Below are 15,977 nucleotides of genomic sequence, written 5' to 3'. Positions count from 1 at the left end.
AAACGATGAGGGATAATAAAATCATGAACGGGAATAAGAGAACACGCTGGCAGCGCCGTCCAGGCACCACCGGAGGAAAACTGCCATGGAATGACTGGCGGAATGCCAGCACCTGGCGAAGAGCCACCCAGTTTCTTCTGCTGGCGATTAATATCTATATTGGCGTGACCTTTTATTACTGGGTCCGCTATTTTGAGACCGGCGGCACCAGCGTGTATATTCCCAGACCGGGAGGGATTGAAGGGTGGCTGCCTATCGCCGGGCTGATGAACATCAGGTATACGCTGGAAACCGGATACCTTCCGCCGATCCACGCCGCCTCCATGCTGCTGCTCGTCGCGTTTATACTGATAAGTCTGCTGTTAAAAAAATCATTCTGCTCGTGGCTCTGTCCGGTGGGGACGCTGTCAGAGTTGATTGGCAATCTGGGTAAAAAACTCGTTGGCCGCCATTTCACACTGCCACGCTGGCTGGATTTGCCGCTGCTGAGCCTGAAATATCTGCTGCTGAGCTTCTTTCTGTATATTGCCCTGTCGATGCCCGCGCAGGGGATCCAGTACTTTTTGATGTCTGCCTACGGCATGATTATCGACGTCAAGATGCTCGATTTCTTCCGCCACATTGGCACGGCGACGCTGGTTTTCGTGGCGATTATCAGCATCATGAGCCTGTTTATTCGTAACGCCTGGTGTCGCTATTTATGCCCGTATGGTGCCCTGCTCGGCCTCTTCTCCCTGCTCTCTCCATTTAAAATCCGGCGTAATGCAGACAGCTGCATCGACTGCGGAAAATGCGCGAAGAACTGCCCGTCAAACATTCCGGTGGACAAGCTTATTCAGGTTCGCACCGTTGAATGTACCGGCTGCATGACCTGCGTTGAATCATGCCCGGTCGCCTCAACGCTGACGTTTTCACTGCAGAGACCGACCGGCAACGCCGCACCTAAACCGTGGTGGCAACGCGTCGCTTTACCTGGATGGGGAATGACGCTACTGCTGCTCGGTATTCTATTTGCCGTCATTGGCTATGCGATGTATGCCAACGTCTGGCAGACGCCGGTACCGGAGCATATGTATTTTCAGTTGATACCGAAAGCCAGAATGATCGGGCATTAACGTTTACCGCCTTGCAGACCATCAAACACCCTGCCAATTCTGGCAGGGTTTCCGCCTTTTTCGACCATTTTAAGATTAATGAACTTGTGCCATCGGCGTCCCGTTTATACAACCTTAAATAGCCTCTGGAATAATTCTATTTTTATTTCATGTTCGGCAATAAGGGACCTCAATAATGCGCGGGAATAAAACCATGACTAAAATGAAACTGGCACTGTTATTACCTCTTTTTCTGGCTGGCTGTTCAATGAGCGACGGGGAGTTAAGAAACGCCTACGCTCAGCATTATCAGCAGCCGACGGCTTATGTTGAGGTCTATAAGCAAAAAATAGCCAGCATGGACATTAATGCACTGGCGCAATATGCCGCCACAGAAGACAAGAAGAAAATGCGCGGACAGCCGCGGCTGAAAATAGACAACTTCATTACCATTGAGAACGTGCAGGCGAAGGGAAATCGGGTGGTCTACGATTACTCGTTGTCAGAAAGCTGGCAGGCGTTACCCGCCGATAAGCAGCGCGAGAAGCAGACTAATATGAACAGGGATTTGATTTATCGTACCTGCTCGCTGGAAACAGTGCGTCTGGCACAGGCGAAAGGGCTGGAAGAGGAGCATAACTACTACAGCCAGTACCCGGACAAGCTCGCCTTTACCCTGAGAACCAGCGCCCAGATTTGTATCCAGAACGGCTTTACGCAATAACCGGTCTGGTCATCAACGGGCCATCAATGCCTGATGGCGCTTCGCTTATCAGGCCTACATGAGTGTGCGCCCCGTAGGCCGGATAAGGCGCCAGCGCCGCCATCCGGCTAAAAACCGATGGTTAACATCAGAATTTCCACGACACACTGCCAACGATACTGCGCTCCGCACCGAAGTAGCAATACGAGAGCGAGTTACAAGCCGCCACGTAGCGTTTATCGGTCAGGTTGTTGACGTTCAGTTGCGCACTCAAACCCTTAATCCCAATATTCGTTAAGTCGTAGCCTACCGCCATATCCACCAACGTGTACGACGGCAGAGTATGGGTATTCAGGCGATCGCTGGTGATCCCGTTGACGTAGCGCACGCCAGATCCCAGCGTCAGGCCGTCCAGCGGACCACTTTTCACATCGTAGCTCAACCAGGTGCTGGCCTGATTACGCGGGGCGTACACCGCACGCTTACCCTGCTCCTCCGGACTGCTCTTCTTGTAGCGAATGTCGGTATAGGTGTATGCCGCCTGCAGGCGGAAGCTCTCCGTCAGTTGGCTAATCGCCTCCAGCTCGACCCCTTCCGATTCAATTTCGCCAATTGAGCGGTACGGGTCGGTCGGTTCTTCTTTGGTGGCGATATTGGTCTGATTGATACGGAATACCGATGCGCTAAACTGGCTGTTCAGCCCCTCCGGTTCATACTTCAACCCGGCTTCCCACTGCTTGCCTTTCATTGGCTCCAACAGGTTGCCGTTTTCGTCGGCAAAGCTGGTCGGTGTGAACGCGGTGGAGTAACTGATGTACGGCGCGAAACCGTTATCGAACAGATAGAGCAGCGCGGCACGAGTGCTGAAGTTGTTTTTATCCAGATCGCTGCGGGTATCGTTTATCTTATCAATGTTCGACACGCTGACCTGATCGTAACGGCCACCGAGCGTAATGCGCCAGCGATCCCATGACATCTGATCCTGCAAATAGTAGCCCGTCTGGCGCAGCTTGTGTTTTTCACGCGCGTACATGTTGATGTAATCCGGCTTCGCGCCGTACACCGGGTTAAAGGCGTCAATCGGCGGGAAAGCACCGTAATAGCCGGTGGTGTTGTTGCTGCGACTCTGATAGTCAATGCCCACCAGCAGGCGGTGGTTCACCTGCCAGGTATCCACGCTGCCGTCGAGTTGGTTATCCAGCGTAATGGCCGACATATTCTCATCGGAGCCGGAATAGCCGCGGTTGAGTTCAGTGTCATTCAGCCAGCCCGCCGCATACACCTGATTAAGTTCAACATCGGTATGCAGATAGCGCAGCTTTTGTCGTACCGACCAACCGTTGTCGAACATGTGCTCGATGTTGTAGCCCACCATGTTCTCGCGACGATCGTATTTGTCGTAGTCATCCTCACCTTCAAAGAAGGTATTGGAAATCTTTTGCCCGTCGTGCGGCACCACGGTGCCATCATATGGCAGACCCGAGTGGCTGCCACCTTCCGGATCGCGGTGCAGGTAGGCCATCAGGTCGAGACGCGTCTGGTCGGTGATACGCCAGGTCAGGCTGGGCATCAGCGCGTAGCGTTCTTCCTTCAACGGACCAAACTGCGAGTCCGCATAGCGTGTCATCCCACTCAGACGCGCCGCCACGCGATCGTTATCATCCAGTGCGCCGGTGACGTCAAAGGCGGCGCCACGCTGGTTGTTATTGCCGGCAAACAGCTTCACTTCACCACCCGCATCAAACGACGGTTTACGTGAGGTCAGCGCCACAATGCCCCCCGGTGAAGAACGGCCATACAGCACCGAAGCCGGACCGCGCACCACTTCAATATTGTCGAGGAACCACGGATCGACCACCAGTGAGCTGTGCGAGTTGGTATCACCCATCATCTTCAGGCCATCGAGATAGACGTTATCGAGGCTGCCGTCGGAGAAACCTCGCAGCACAATATAGTCAAAGCGGTTAGAGGCACCAATCTGATTGCTGTACACCCCTGGCGTGTAGCTGACGGCCTGGCGCACGCTGGTGGCTCCCTGCTCTTCAAACTGTTCACGAGTAATGATCGACACCGACTGCGGGGTTTCAATATCCGGCGTGGCAAGCTTGGTGGCGCCGCTCTGCATTTGCGAGGTGACCACCACCGTATCGTTTTTTGTTGTTTCCTGCGCCAGCAGAGGAAAAGCCACGCTGCCGGTCACCCATCCCACCAGCAGCGCCAACCGAGTCTTCGCGAACATGAACATCTCCCAAGGCATTTCTAATTGTAAATGAGAATTATTGCGCTTTTTATGCCAGAGATAGCTATGCCGGATGCCAGGTTACGTATGCGCAGCGCCAAAATGCGATTCAGACGCGCGCATAAAACGGAGAAATGGATTAGCAAGGTTTGAGGATATCGCCAGGCGAGAAACCGTAGCGGCGACGAAAGGCGGTCGAAAAGTTGGTGGCGTGCTGGTAGCCCGACATCCATGCCGCCTGCTGTACGCTGTACCCTTCTAATAAATACCCCCGCGCCCGTTCCAGACGGCAGTCGCGCAGGTAGTCAAATACGGAGCAACCATACGCCGCACGAAACTTGCTGCGCAGGCTGCTGGGGCTCATCGCCGCACGCTGGGCCAGTTCGCTGAGGGTGTAGTCATTTTCCGGCGTCTGTTCCAGCAAACGACGCACAATCTCGAGGCGTTGCTGTTCGCCGCTGGCAGCCTGGCGTCTGCTGCTCTCCACCTGACAGACGCTGAGACCGTGGCCGAACAGTTGCAAAATAAGCCCTTCCAGCATCAACTGGCGGGATACATTACTGAGCGTGGTCTGCTGGGCGTACTGTAATCCACTGAGCAAAAAGCCCGGCACTTGCCAGATAAGTGTTGGCGTCTGGCATCTTTCCCATTCAACCATTAACGACTCCAGCAAGCCCGTGCGCCACGCACCGTCCGGATACAGTCCCAACGATAACGTTCGCAGCTTGCAGTCCGCAGGGTGACGGGCGCTCATGGTCTGATGTTCGCTGAGGCGAGAACTAAACGCCATGCCGGAACGCACCACATGCTGCTGCCCGTTGAGAGTCAATGTCACACAACCTTCCAGCACCACCAGCATATACAGGGGAGTGCTGTGGCGGGAGGTAGTTTCGTAGGGTTGCAGCACCTGCACATCGGAGTGGGTAACACACATCCCGCAGGGCAGCGTCATCTCTTCGACTTTGCCCCGTAGCACGTGGCTGGCATGGGGGAAATCCAGCTGTTGCGAAAGCTGCGGAAAGCGGTAATCAATGCCGTAACGCTCACCAAAATCCATAAACTCACTGACGGAGAAGGTTCGTGCCAGCCGTGCGGCTGTATTTTGGCCGGTGGTGTTGTTCATGCTCTCTTCTGCACAGGAAATGGGTTTCACTCTGTGTGTAACATTATCATTACCTGCAGAACGCAACAATAATAATGAGAACTATTATCAACATCACCGAGCTATGAGCTACTTTGCCACGCAAGACGGTGCTGCTTTACGAATACTCATTGTGACTAAGCACAATGATTTTTAATGTTTGCATCAGGAGCAGAGAATATAAACAGTAACCGTTTCCCGACTATCTACCGGGACTCTTACCCACGACAGTGAATCCACGCTAATAGCCACCATTTCATTCTCCAGCCTCAGCACAGGGGTAAGACTGTCCGGAACCGAAACGCTTTCACCTATCTCTATCATGCCCCGAAAAACGATGGACACGTAGTCAGGAGCATCAGACAATCTTATCCATTCAGTCGTTACCGCTAACTTACGCATAAACATCCTCTGTCCTTCTCCATTATGTCTCTCCAACATCTTTTCTTTCAGTTCAGATAAAACATCATGATCTAGCCTACTCATATTCATTATTCATCTGAAAGAAAATAGAAGTAATAAAATTCATTTGAAGGATGCTTCACAAACTCAACCGGAAGGTTATTTTTGATAAAAAGTGATTTTGCGAATTCAACATCACCATAAACTCGCAAACAGAAAGGTTTTAAAATCTGGCCCTGAATACCAAAACACTCCTGCAATCTGGCATCATCCATAAAGATAAAATTACCTTTCCTGATCTTAATATTCTCACTCAGATCGCGCCACTTCCCTGGTGTGAGCAAGAAATGCTCCCAGCCATTATTCCTCAACACTTCAATAACATGAGTAAACTTAAAATAGTAACTCTGCATTGTCACATCACCACTAGAGGTGGCATATAAATATTCTATTTTAAATTTAAGTTGTGCGTTGATACTTTTCTTTTTTCCCTCATCAATTAACCACTGAATTTCGTTCGCAACGATTTTAGAAAATATCTTCCTCTTTTTTGCTGTCGCTAACCAGTTCATAATAAAAAGATGCTCTGACATTTTAGAGTAAATTTTATGATCATGTATGGCGATACCAACGGCAACTAATGCGCTCCAGGTAAACGTTTCAAGTTCATCCTGATAATTGTGCCTCAACTTGCTAACTGTCGCTAAATTCCTTACCACTTAAAACCTACCCAGATATATCGTAATTGCATTTAGATTTTGTATAGCGCCATTCAGGAAATGGCGACTATCAAATCAGCAAACCTCCTAGTATAGCGACCGGAGGTTTGCTGGAGGCTGGCATTGCTAATAGAAAATACCGATGATAAGAGTATGGGTAATAAAACCAACTATTAACGGTACGGCAGTACGTTTTACCACATCAAAAGGCGTAATCTTCGCACCACTTGAAACGGCAATCACAACACCAGAGACTGGTGAAATAGCCCGCCCCATATGGGATGCTTGTTGCATAGGCAGGATCATCGCAACGGCGTTAGCGCCCATACTTGCGGCAATTTGCGGGATAAGCTCAACAAATGCCAGGAATGGTGCATTGCCCGATCCCATGATAATAGCAGCGGCAAGCGTCACCAATGCAAACACCACCGCCATGGCAAATGGCGGTAATCCCACGTGTTCTGCCATCAGAATTAATTGATCGATTGCACCTATAACTTTAATACCATGCGCAAAAACCCCGGCGGCAACCAGCAATCCAACCACACCGGTAAACGCGGTGCCCATTCCTTTAAGAAAATGGCTGAATCCTTCACACACTGACTTTAAATCACGCGCCCGTAACCACTCAATCAGCATACATATGGCCATTGAAATGAGGACAATGGTGATAATATTCAGGTTAATGCCGCTGACAAACATTGCGGATGACCCTACCGCCATCAGTATTGGAAGCATGGGGAGTAACGCATAGAAAGCAGGTGCTTTTCCTGAATCAGTGACCTCCGTGACACCGATTTCCCGAGGGAGAGTCCCCGCTTTGCGATCGCAATGCCGCTGCCAGAAAAAATGGCTGATTCCCACAACAAGTACGGTTACCAGAGCCGCAGGTCCCTGATGGTAAACAACATATTCCACCACATCCATATTAACCGCTTTAGATCCCCGGATAGCATCAATTGCCGTCGGGGTGTACGCCACCCCAAGCGAAGTGGCGATAACGCCAGCGGCAGAGGCTGCAGAGAGCCCTAACCCCAGCATAATCGGGAACATTGTCCCCATCAGTAACACGGCGAGCCCGGTCGCGGAAGGAATGGCCAACTGCAGGAGGCTAGCGAGCAGGTAGGAGAAAAAAAGCAAAATATAGGGCGATCGCAGAGCCCGTAATGGTTTCGTCACAACGCGCACTACGGCCTCATTTGCTCCGATATGATCCATATAATGCGCGAATCCCATTAACGCCATAATCATCAAACCGAGATCGGCGGCACGCGTACTAAAGAGATCGCGCATAACTTCGAATGGATCGAGAAATGAAATTCCCGTACCGGCAACCCCTTTCGGCAATACGGAACCCCAGCCTGTTAAGCCGGTACAAATCATCAATACCAAACCGGCAATGAATAACACCGGTTCAGCACGATAACCTTTGAGGATCAGTCGGGCGACCACCACGATAACCAGGAGGGCAATAAAGACCTGGATCATGACTGAGATCTCCCTTTGGCAAACTCAGTAAAAGTCTCCTCAATCACGGCCACCACGACATCGCTGGCTGCCCGTAATGAACTCACCGGCAGGTATTCATAAATTGAATGAAAATTATGGGCTCCGGTAAATATATTCGGGCAAGGCAATCCTTTTTGCGACAGCACCGCACCATCATACCCACCACGCATAGCGACAGGTTGCGGGGTAATTCCACATTTCTGATAGGCGCGTAATGCAATATCGATAGGATAGTGAGCATTGCCCTGCAGACTGTTGAACACATTTGCATAACGATCGACTAAGTGGCAGACCACACTATTTTCGCCCCACAGAGCATTGGTACTTTGCGCAAGCTGCTGAATGAATGCCATACGTGCCTTATAGCCTTCTTCAGTGAAATCTCGAATATCCAGCTTAAGCACTGTACGGGCGCTGTTACCCTGCAACTGTTTTACCCAGTAATAGCCTTCACGGCCTTCCGTATATTCAGGTGCTTCCCCGCCAGGCAGCATAGCAATGAACTTATGGGCCATCAGCAAAGAGTTCTTAAGCTTACCTTTGGCTGACATAGGGTGTGCAGACTGCCCGGTAAAGATAATTTCGGCATCACCTGCATTCCAGTTCTCATAGACAAACTCACCGATACCGCAGCAATCCAGGGTATAGCCAAAGTCAGCACCAAAGCTGGCAACGTCAAAGGCTTTGGCACCACGTAATCCTTGCTCCTCATCAGGAACAAAACCAACCTTCACAGGCCCGTGTTTAATCTCTGGATGCGCCACGAGATACTGTAAGGCATTCATAATCGCAGCGATGGCAGCTTTATCATCAGCTCCTAACAGGCTGGTTCCGTCAGTCACGAGCAGGTCATCACCGATATAATTTTTCAGTTCCGGGAATTCACTTTCACGCAGATAAATATTCAGCTCTTTATTCAGGCACAAATCCCCACCGCGATAATGAAGACGTTGCGCATGCGTGTCCGCGGTCTGTTCCGCGCTGGTATCCAGATGACCAAAGAAGGAAACAACAGGAATATTATCGTCTGTATTTCCAGGTAATGTTGCCGTCACGATGGCGGTATCCCGGACCTCAATGTTTTCCATTCCTAATGCTTCAAGTTCTGTTGCCAACCGTTTTGCCAGCACCATCTGGCCTGGGGAAGAAGGCATTATGCCATTAGCGCCATTTTCCCTTGAAGTCGTGGTATTGATTTTGGTGTAATTAATAAAGCGTTCAACAATATCCATTGTAGGAGATCCTTTAATATTTTATTTACGAGGTACTGCGGGAGGATACTTGCGTGTAGCGCGAGTTGAATAAATCATAGAATTAAATAAAACCGACGTTCATCCCAGAACGTCGATTCTATGAGCATTACAACAACGATTTATATAGAGGGAAAATAATAATTTCACCCGTGATTAATAATCATCCTTTGGATTGATAAAATCATGTTCCCGGTCCGTTTCTACCGCTATTTTCCATGGTGTTAAGCTAACAGAAGGTATGAACGACGTCCGTAGTCTGAGAGGTAATAGAAATCATTTAGATTCTTGAACCCTGTACAGTTCTAAGACACACCATCGCTATATTTTTTTAATGAACAAATACCGTAACAGCAACGAGCAACCGTTTGCACCACTCTACAAATAGCCACTTAGCGCGCTAAAATCCGTGAGCAGAATCACAATTAATTCAATACAACAAAAAACCTAACACACTAAAAAAAAAGATAATTATAAAGATATCTTTACTGTAAGCCAGCAAATATAAAAGTTACTGAATCATTCACTTCAAAATAACACCGTGACGGTACTATTATGAAGCAATCGTAATTTCAATTAAATATAATACGTAACATCATCCACCTTCTCCCTATCTCATTAATAATGCTTAGGCATGATAAAATTTGCTCATATCTACTATTTCCAGTAGAACTGGATAAAGTACCATGTATAAAAAAACCTCTGCCCACGGAAGAGACACAGGGCAGAGGTAACACGGGTGTTAAGGATGATTTTATAGTTTTAGTAATAACAAAAGAGCTTCTTGCAGGATCGAGTATACACAATTATTAACAGATAGAAAATTCTTTAAAAAACCGCCATACTACATTCAGCAGAGTAAGACATTATTATTATAAACAGAAACTTATCAAAAACCAGGTGTTATCCGCAGTAATATTAAAGAATACTTATCTATTATGTGGCACATCCAAGGATTGCGCATCTACATTGCTAATGGCAATGCTATAATCCTTCATGAAAGATAAAATTTATTTAATACTTCAACACTCTGATAACATCAAAATAGTTTAAAGTAGAACGATGAAATAAATGCGACACCATCATTTTCCAGCGACAGATCACACTTTCTCTACTGGATGATTCCCTTCCAGCGTCCGGTTGTTATCATTTGACCCGTAAATATTTTTCAACTCAACCCGAGGCTTTGATGCTGGAGAATGTAATCATCCGATAATCAGCTTACCGACCTTTTCAGGCCGGACTGGTTATCAATGCGCCGAAATCGAATGCGGACACCGCGGTGTGTTTGCACGTTTTGCACATGATGATTAAACAGGTTTTCCAGTATGAATTTATCCCGTCAGGAACAACGTACCTTACACGTTCTCGCTAAAGGTGGCCGTATTGCGCACGTCCGCGATGCCTCAGGCCGCATCACTGCCGTTGAATGCTACAGCCGCGAAGGGCTTTTGCTCAGCGACTGCACGCTCGCCGTCTTCAAAAAACTCAAAACTAAAAAGCTGATCAAGTCCACCAACGGTCAGCCCTACCGTATCAACACCACCGGGCTGAACAACGTTCGCGCCCAGTTAGATAATCGCTAAGGAGAGTGTGATGGATATTCCACGTATTTTTACGATCAGCGAAAGTGCACATCGCATCCATAACCCGTTCACCGCGCAGAAATATGCCACATTAGGTCAGGCACTGCGCATGACTCCGAGAACCAACATTCTGGATCTCGGTAGCGGATCGGGTGAAATGCTATGTACCTGGGCGCGCGTTCACGGCATTTGCGGTGTGGGGATCGATATGAGCCAGCTGTTCAGCGAGCAGGCAACACAGCACGCTGCACAGTTGGGCGTCGGCGAGCAGGTCAGTTTTATCCATGACGACGCGGCCGGTTATATTGCCGACGAAAAAGTCGATATCGCCGCCTGCATTGGTGCAACCTGGATTGCGGGTGGCGTCGTCGGAATGGTCGATCTGCTAGCAAAGAGCCTTAAGCCCGGAGGAATAATTCTCATCGGTGAACCGTACTGGCGTCAGGTCCCCGCGACGGCAGAGATAGCCCTGGCCTGCGGCACCTCATCCGTGGCCGACTTTCTTACCTTGCCAGACCTTATCGACTCTTTCGGCAAACGGGGCTATGACATGGTGGAAATGGTGCTGGCAGATAAGGAAGGCTGGGACCGATACGAAGCCGCGAAGTGGATGACGATGCGTCGCTGGTTGGAGGAAAACCCTGATGATGATTTTGCGCAGGTGGTGCGGACGGAGCTGACGATAGCCCCCAAACGCCACGCCATGTACACGCGGGAATACTTCGGCTGGGGCGTGTTTGCACTTATGCAGCGGTAAAACAATACCGTCGGTATAGCCAGATGGGTTATACCGACGTACAGATTTACCGGTCTGTTACTTCATTAATACATCAACAAATTTGGCCAGCCATTCAGGATGTGCTGGCCATGCCGGTGCGGTGACCAGATTGCCGTCAACGTGAGCCTGGTCAATGCCGATATCCGCGTAATGCCCGCCACTCAGGCGAATTTCAGGCGCGCAGGCTGGATAGGCGCTACAGGTGCGGTTTTCTAACACGCCGGCTGCGGCTAACAGCTGTGGGCCATGACAGACGGCGGCGATCGGTTTGCCCGCCGAGTTGAAGTCCTGAACCAGTTGAATAACATCCGGGTTCAGCCGGAGATACTCCGGAGCGCGTCCACCGGGGATCAGCAGCGCGTCATAATCAGCCGCCCGCGCGTCAGCAAAATTCGCATTCAGGGTAAAACGATGTCCGGGTTTTTCGCTGTAGGTCTGCGCCCCGTCAAAATCATGAATGGCAGTCTGAACATAGTCCCCTTCACGTTTATCCGGGCAGACGGCGTCCACGCGGTGACCTAACATTTTCAGCGCCTGAAAAGGCACCATCGTTTCATAATCTTCGACATAATCTCCGACCAGCATCAGTATTTTTTTCATCAATGTCCCCGCCCATAGCGATTAAGTGCAGAAATAACGGCCCTTTTTACTATAGTTCACGCGCTATACGTCATTAATAAATACCGTAGAATAATCGGCCGGATCACAGTCTGCACAGGGGTACGTCAGAAGGTCGCATTCATCTTAAGCACAAGGGAAAGCGCTACTAATAAATATAAATTATCTATAAATATATAATTGAGAAATTTTAATACCAGCCTGTTACGCCCATTAATTAAGAGTGAATGAATTGCATGTAAGAATCCCTGTGTTATATTTCGACTGAACTTTCACGACATATAATTATTTATTATTTAATAAATAAATGCTGTCTATTATTTATCATCTATTATTATTCTGTTCAGCGTAAATCGGCGAATAGACAAAAAAGGTTTTCCCATGATCACAAGACGTTCGTTCGTCAGACAGAGTCTGGTGACGTCAACGAGTATGTTACTCGCCAGTATAACGGGTATCGGCTTCAGTAAATTGGCCAGCGCAGCAGAAACCCACCGCTGGCTAATGCCAGATGAAGGTGCGCCCCATGCGGCAACCTGGATGGCATTTGGCGCCAGTGCAGAGATCTGGGAGCCTCACCTGCTGCCGGTAGTCCAGGGAAACCTGGCCCTGATCGCCAAAACCATCGCCGCATTTGAACCGGTAAATATGCTGGTTCGCGAAGAAGACAGCGACCTCGCGGCAAAGCTGTGTGGGCCATCGGTCCATGTGTTGGTGCAGTCAATTGACGATCTGTGGATCCGCGATACGGGACCGGTGTTTGTGAAAAACACTGCCGGCACACTCGGCGGAGTCGGGTTTAATTTCAACGGTTGGGGCGATAAACAGGAACATGAGCGCGACGCAAAAATCGCTGAGTTCGTCACCAATGACGCTAAGGCTGAATTTATTCTTTCGTCACTAACGCTTGAAGGTGGCGGTATCGAAGTGGACGGCGAAGGCACGGCGATTATTACCGAAAGCTGCGTTATTAACCCAAACCGCAACCCCGGCGTAAGCAAAACAGAGTGTGAGGCCGAACTAAAGCGCCTGCTGGGGCTGGAAAAAATCATCTGGTTACCGGGTATCGCCGGGAAAGATATTACCGATGGGCATACAGACTTTTATGCCCGGTTTACGCATCCGGGTACGGTCGTCGCGGGTCTCGAGCTGGATGCGTCATCGTTCGATTACGCCGTAACCCGCCGTCATCTGGCGATATTACGTGCCGCGACGGACGCCAAAGGACGTCGCCTGAACGTCGTAGAGCTGGAAGGCCCCACCACAATCCGCCAAACCTATGCAAACGACGACTTTGCCGCCGGCTATATCAATTTTTACGTCTGCAATGGCGCCGTTATTGCGCCAGAGTTTGGTGATAAACGAACCGACCGCAATACCCGCGCTATTTTGCAGGAGCTGTTTGCTGATCGTGAAATTATTCAACTGAATATCGACGGTATCGCAGCAGGCGGCGGTGGTATTCACTGCGCCACGCAGCAGCAACCTCATTAAAGCGCAGCGTATTACAGCTTACGCGATCGCCTTGGGGTTTAAGTTCTTGTGCTGTAAACCCGACGCACAGGGCGATCCCCCTGTGCGTTTTTTTATTTCTGGAACACGGTGATGGGCAACGTTCGTGAAGTACTACAAAAATAAACGGCAGGTCATTTTTTGACATCAATAATCAATAAAAGCATGCCCTGTACTGTTCCGGCATGCCGGAATCTCCCTTCACACACGCACAGGACGGGATCATGAAAATGCAATTCACTACAAAATATCTGCCGCTGATTTGTCTGGTCTCAAGCGGGCTGCTCTATTCAGCTTCGGTAAACGCCATGGGAAATGACGATACCACGACGCCAACCTGCCCGAAGGGCCAGGTTTACGACAACAAAACCAAAAACTGTTTACCAGAAAAAAGCAGTATGATCGACGATCAGGATAAAACACAGTATGCGTATCACCTGGCGAAAACCGGTCACTATCAGGACGCTATCAATTTACTCGATACCTTACAGCAACCCAATACGCGTGAGGCCTGGAACTATCGGGGTTATGCCACCCGCAAACTGGGTCGTACGGATGAAGGGATTGGCTATTATCAACGCTCGATTGCCCTTGATCCGCATTATGCCAAAGTACGCGAATACCTCGGTGAGGCATGGATGGTTAAGGGTCGCCCCGATCTGGCAAAAGCGGAACTGGCCACCATTAAAACCCTCTGCGGCACTCAATGCGAAGAATATCGCGACCTTAAAGCCGCGATCGACGGGCACCCTGAGTCATAGGCCAGAGAGGAACGAGAAATAGCGGCAATGGCGTGCGTTTATCTTCATTGGGGGCATCTTTCTGAACCGAACACAGAATGCCCCCATTAATGCCACCAACAGGAACGTGATGTCTGTTGAGGTCGATTAACGCTGGAGATTTAGAAACATGTCAGAAGCTAAAAAATACGGGCTTTAAGTTGATTTCGGTAGACCTGGGAAGAGTTTGAAATGGTGCCGATAATAGGAGTCGAACCTACGACCTTCGCATTACGAATGCGAAGTTTTTATATTTTAACTGCTTGAACAACCATCAGAAATCACAAATTTATCATTTTAAATCATAATATTAAAACAAAAAACCTGTTGATGTAAATTGATGAGTGTTGATGTTTATCCTTTCAATTTACTTACACCAGCCGTTACATTACTGTAAACCGTAATCCCCAACAGGAACCCTAAAAATGGCGCTTTCAAGACAAAAACTAACCTTCGAACGAATTCGAAGATTTACTTTACCTGAAGGGAAAAACCAAGTTTTCCTTTGGGATACGGACGTAACAAGCTTGGCATGTCGAGCAACTCGTGGAGCAAAAGCCTTTGTATTCCAAAGCCTGTATGCGGGAAAAACCCTTCGCATGACCATTGGCAACATTAACGATTGGAGGATTGATGATGCGAGGGCCGAAGCCAGGCGACTGCAAACATTAATCGATACTGGGATAGATCCGCGTATAGCTAAGGCGGAAAAAATTGCTGAAGCGGAATCACAGCAGGCTGAATCTCGTAAAACGAAGGCAACCTTTTCAAGCGCTTGGGAAGATTATCTTGATGAATTGAGAACCGGAATCAGCGCAAAAACTAAACGCCCCTACTCTGCACGCTACATTGCCGATCACGTTAACTTGTCCAGTCGTGGAGGCGAAAGTAAAAAAAGAGGCCGGGGCCCAACCTCACCTGGGCCACTGGCTAGCCTGCTCGACCGACCATTATCAGAACTAACACCAGAGAACATTGCCGAATGGCTAAGTACAGAGAGACAAAATCGGCCTACCGTCACTGCTCATGCCTACCGTCTGTTGCGTGCATTCATCAAATGGGCTAATTACCAGAAAAAATATCAGGGAATAATCCATGGCGATCTTGCACAAGATCATAACGTGAGAAAAATGGTTCCAATATCAGCGAGCAAAGCGGGAGATTGCTTACAAAAAGAACAGCTCAAAAGCTGGTTCAGTGCCGTGCGTAGCCTCAATAATCCCATTGCATCAGCCTATCTCCAAGTGCTTTTGCTCACCGGTGCACGGCGTGAAGAAATTTCCTCACTTCGCTGGTCTGACATAGATTTCAAATGGTCAAGCATGCGAATTAAAGACAAGATCGAAGGCGAGCGAATTATCCCCCTCACTCCCTATGTTTCTGACTTGTTACGCTCACTGATGGAGATCCCCAATCGTGGTACAAACGAGGAGAATTGGGTTTTCAGAAGTAACAGCAAAAGTGGCAAAATTATTGAACCGCGTTCAGCACATAATAGAGCATTAACTCGCGCGGAGTTACCACATATCAGCTTGCACGGATTGCGCCGTAGTTTTGGGACCCTCGCTGAATGGGTCGAAGTACCAACAGGTATTGTTGCGCAGATTATGGGCCATAAGCCTAGGGAAGGTGCGAATAAGCAGGTCA

At 49.1% G+C, this 15,977-nt stretch carries 11 protein-coding genes and 2 pseudogenes; 7 read left to right on the top strand and 6 right to left on the bottom strand.

What is annotated here, in order from left to right; all coding sequences use genetic code 11:
• The first annotated feature begins 23 nt into the window (after positions 1–23).
• Both FDW88_RS12860 and FDW88_RS12855 read left to right on the top strand, forming a co-directional pair.
• Positions 24–1,115, top strand: a complete 1,092-nt coding sequence (locus FDW88_RS12860) for a 4Fe-4S binding protein (protein ID WP_137362778.1) — start codon at positions 24–26, stop codon at positions 1,113–1,115.
• Positions 1,116–1,308: 193 nt separating this feature from the next.
• Positions 1,309–1,818, top strand: coding sequence for a hypothetical protein (locus tag FDW88_RS12855; protein WP_115259990.1), 510 nt, complete (start codon positions 1,309–1,311; stop codon positions 1,816–1,818).
• Positions 1,819–1,945: 127 nt separating this feature from the next.
• Here FDW88_RS12855 and foxA read toward each other — a convergent pair whose 3' ends face one another.
• The 5 genes from foxA to pepT all read right to left on the bottom strand — a co-directional run bounded on the left by foxA (position 1,946) and on the right by pepT (position 9,039).
• On the bottom strand, positions 1,946–4,054 hold the full coding sequence (foxA, locus tag FDW88_RS12850; RefSeq protein ID WP_115259333.1) for a ferrioxamine B receptor FoxA: 2,109 nt from the start codon (positions 4,052–4,054) through the stop codon (positions 1,946–1,948).
• A 121-nt stretch (positions 4,055–4,175) separates the two neighbouring features.
• Positions 4,176–5,159 carry a helix-turn-helix transcriptional regulator gene (locus tag FDW88_RS12845; protein ID WP_137362693.1) on the bottom strand — a complete coding sequence of 328 codons (984 nt, stop codon included), beginning with the start codon at positions 5,157–5,159 and terminating at the stop codon, positions 4,176–4,178.
• Between the two features lie 509 nt (positions 5,160–5,668).
• On the bottom strand, positions 5,669–6,298 hold the full coding sequence (locus FDW88_RS12835; RefSeq protein ID WP_137362692.1) for a DUF2913 family protein: 630 nt from the start codon (positions 6,296–6,298) through the stop codon (positions 5,669–5,671).
• Positions 6,299–6,424: 126 nt separating this feature from the next.
• A complete protein-coding gene (gene dcuC / locus FDW88_RS12830; RefSeq protein WP_137362691.1) occupies positions 6,425–7,786 on the bottom strand; it encodes a C4-dicarboxylate transporter DcuC in 1,362 nt (453 codons plus the stop codon).
• Positions 7,783–9,039, bottom strand: coding sequence for a peptidase T (pepT, locus tag FDW88_RS12825; protein ID WP_137362690.1), 1,257 nt, complete (start codon positions 9,037–9,039; stop codon positions 7,783–7,785). The genes dcuC and pepT overlap by 4 nt, the downstream gene beginning before the upstream one ends.
• Positions 9,040–10,385: 1,346 nt before the next feature.
• Here pepT and FDW88_RS12820 point away from each other — a divergent pair.
• Both FDW88_RS12820 and FDW88_RS12815 read left to right on the top strand, forming a co-directional pair.
• Positions 10,386–10,643, top strand: coding sequence for a YjhX family toxin (locus tag FDW88_RS12820; protein WP_137362689.1), 258 nt, complete (start codon positions 10,386–10,388; stop codon positions 10,641–10,643).
• Positions 10,642–11,400, top strand: a pseudogene (locus tag FDW88_RS12815) (cyclopropane-fatty-acyl-phospholipid synthase family protein); the annotation flags it as partial. The gene FDW88_RS12820 and the pseudogene FDW88_RS12815, both read left to right, overlap by 2 nt.
• Positions 11,401–11,457: 57 nt before the next feature.
• Here the strand turns inward: FDW88_RS12815 and FDW88_RS12810 are convergent.
• A complete protein-coding gene (locus tag FDW88_RS12810) occupies positions 11,458–12,021 on the bottom strand; it encodes a DJ-1/PfpI family protein (RefSeq protein ID WP_161959007.1) in 564 nt (187 codons plus the stop codon).
• 399 nt (positions 12,022–12,420) lie between these two features.
• Here FDW88_RS12810 and FDW88_RS12805 point away from each other — a divergent pair, with 399 nt between their 5' ends.
• The 3 genes and pseudogenes from FDW88_RS12805 to FDW88_RS12790 form a co-directional block, all read left to right on the top strand.
• The gene (locus tag FDW88_RS12805; RefSeq protein ID WP_137362687.1) at positions 12,421–13,533 is read left to right on the top strand and encodes an agmatine/peptidylarginine deiminase; all 1,113 of its coding nucleotides are present in this window, start codon (positions 12,421–12,423) and stop codon (positions 13,531–13,533) included.
• 242 nt (positions 13,534–13,775) lie between these two features.
• Positions 13,776–14,312: a M48 family metallopeptidase gene (locus FDW88_RS12800; protein ID WP_137362686.1), complete on the top strand. Its 537-nt coding sequence runs from the start codon at positions 13,776–13,778 to the stop codon at positions 14,310–14,312.
• 368 nt (positions 14,313–14,680) lie between these two features.
• Positions 14,681–15,977 (top strand): annotated as a pseudogene (locus tag FDW88_RS12790) (tyrosine-type recombinase/integrase); the annotation flags it as partial.

It is taken from the genome of Citrobacter sp. wls829, from assembly GCF_005280825.1.
GTDB lineage: Bacteria > Pseudomonadota > Gammaproteobacteria > Enterobacterales > Enterobacteriaceae > Citrobacter > Citrobacter gillenii.
This window is presented reverse-complemented; position numbering and strand designations above follow the sequence as displayed.

Bases quoted from the DNA above. Each gene is read 5' to 3' on its own strand.
- FDW88_RS12860 (WP_137362778.1), top strand. From the start codon at position 24: ATGAACGGGAATAAGAGAACACGCTGGCAGCGCCGTCCAGGCACCACC.
- FDW88_RS12855 (WP_115259990.1), top strand. From the start codon at position 1,309: ATGACTAAAATGAAACTGGCACTGTTATTACCTCTTTTTCTGGCTGGC.
- foxA (WP_115259333.1), bottom strand. From the start codon at position 4,054: ATGCCTTGGGAGATGTTCATGTTCGCGAAGACTCGGTTGGCGCTGCTG.
- FDW88_RS12845 (WP_137362693.1), bottom strand. From the start codon at position 5,159: ATGAACAACACCACCGGCCAAAATACAGCCGCACGGCTGGCACGAACC.
- dcuC (WP_137362691.1), bottom strand. From the start codon at position 7,786: ATGATCCAGGTCTTTATTGCCCTCCTGGTTATCGTGGTGGTCGCCCGA.
- pepT (WP_137362690.1), bottom strand. From the start codon at position 9,039: ATGGATATTGTTGAACGCTTTATTAATTACACCAAAATCAATACCACG.
- FDW88_RS12820 (WP_137362689.1), top strand. From the start codon at position 10,386: ATGAATTTATCCCGTCAGGAACAACGTACCTTACACGTTCTCGCTAAA.
- FDW88_RS12810 (WP_161959007.1), bottom strand. From the start codon at position 12,021: ATGAAAAAAATACTGATGCTGGTCGGAGATTATGTCGAAGATTATGAA.
- FDW88_RS12805 (WP_137362687.1), top strand. From the start codon at position 12,421: ATGATCACAAGACGTTCGTTCGTCAGACAGAGTCTGGTGACGTCAACG.
- FDW88_RS12800 (WP_137362686.1), top strand. From the start codon at position 13,776: ATGAAAATGCAATTCACTACAAAATATCTGCCGCTGATTTGTCTGGTC.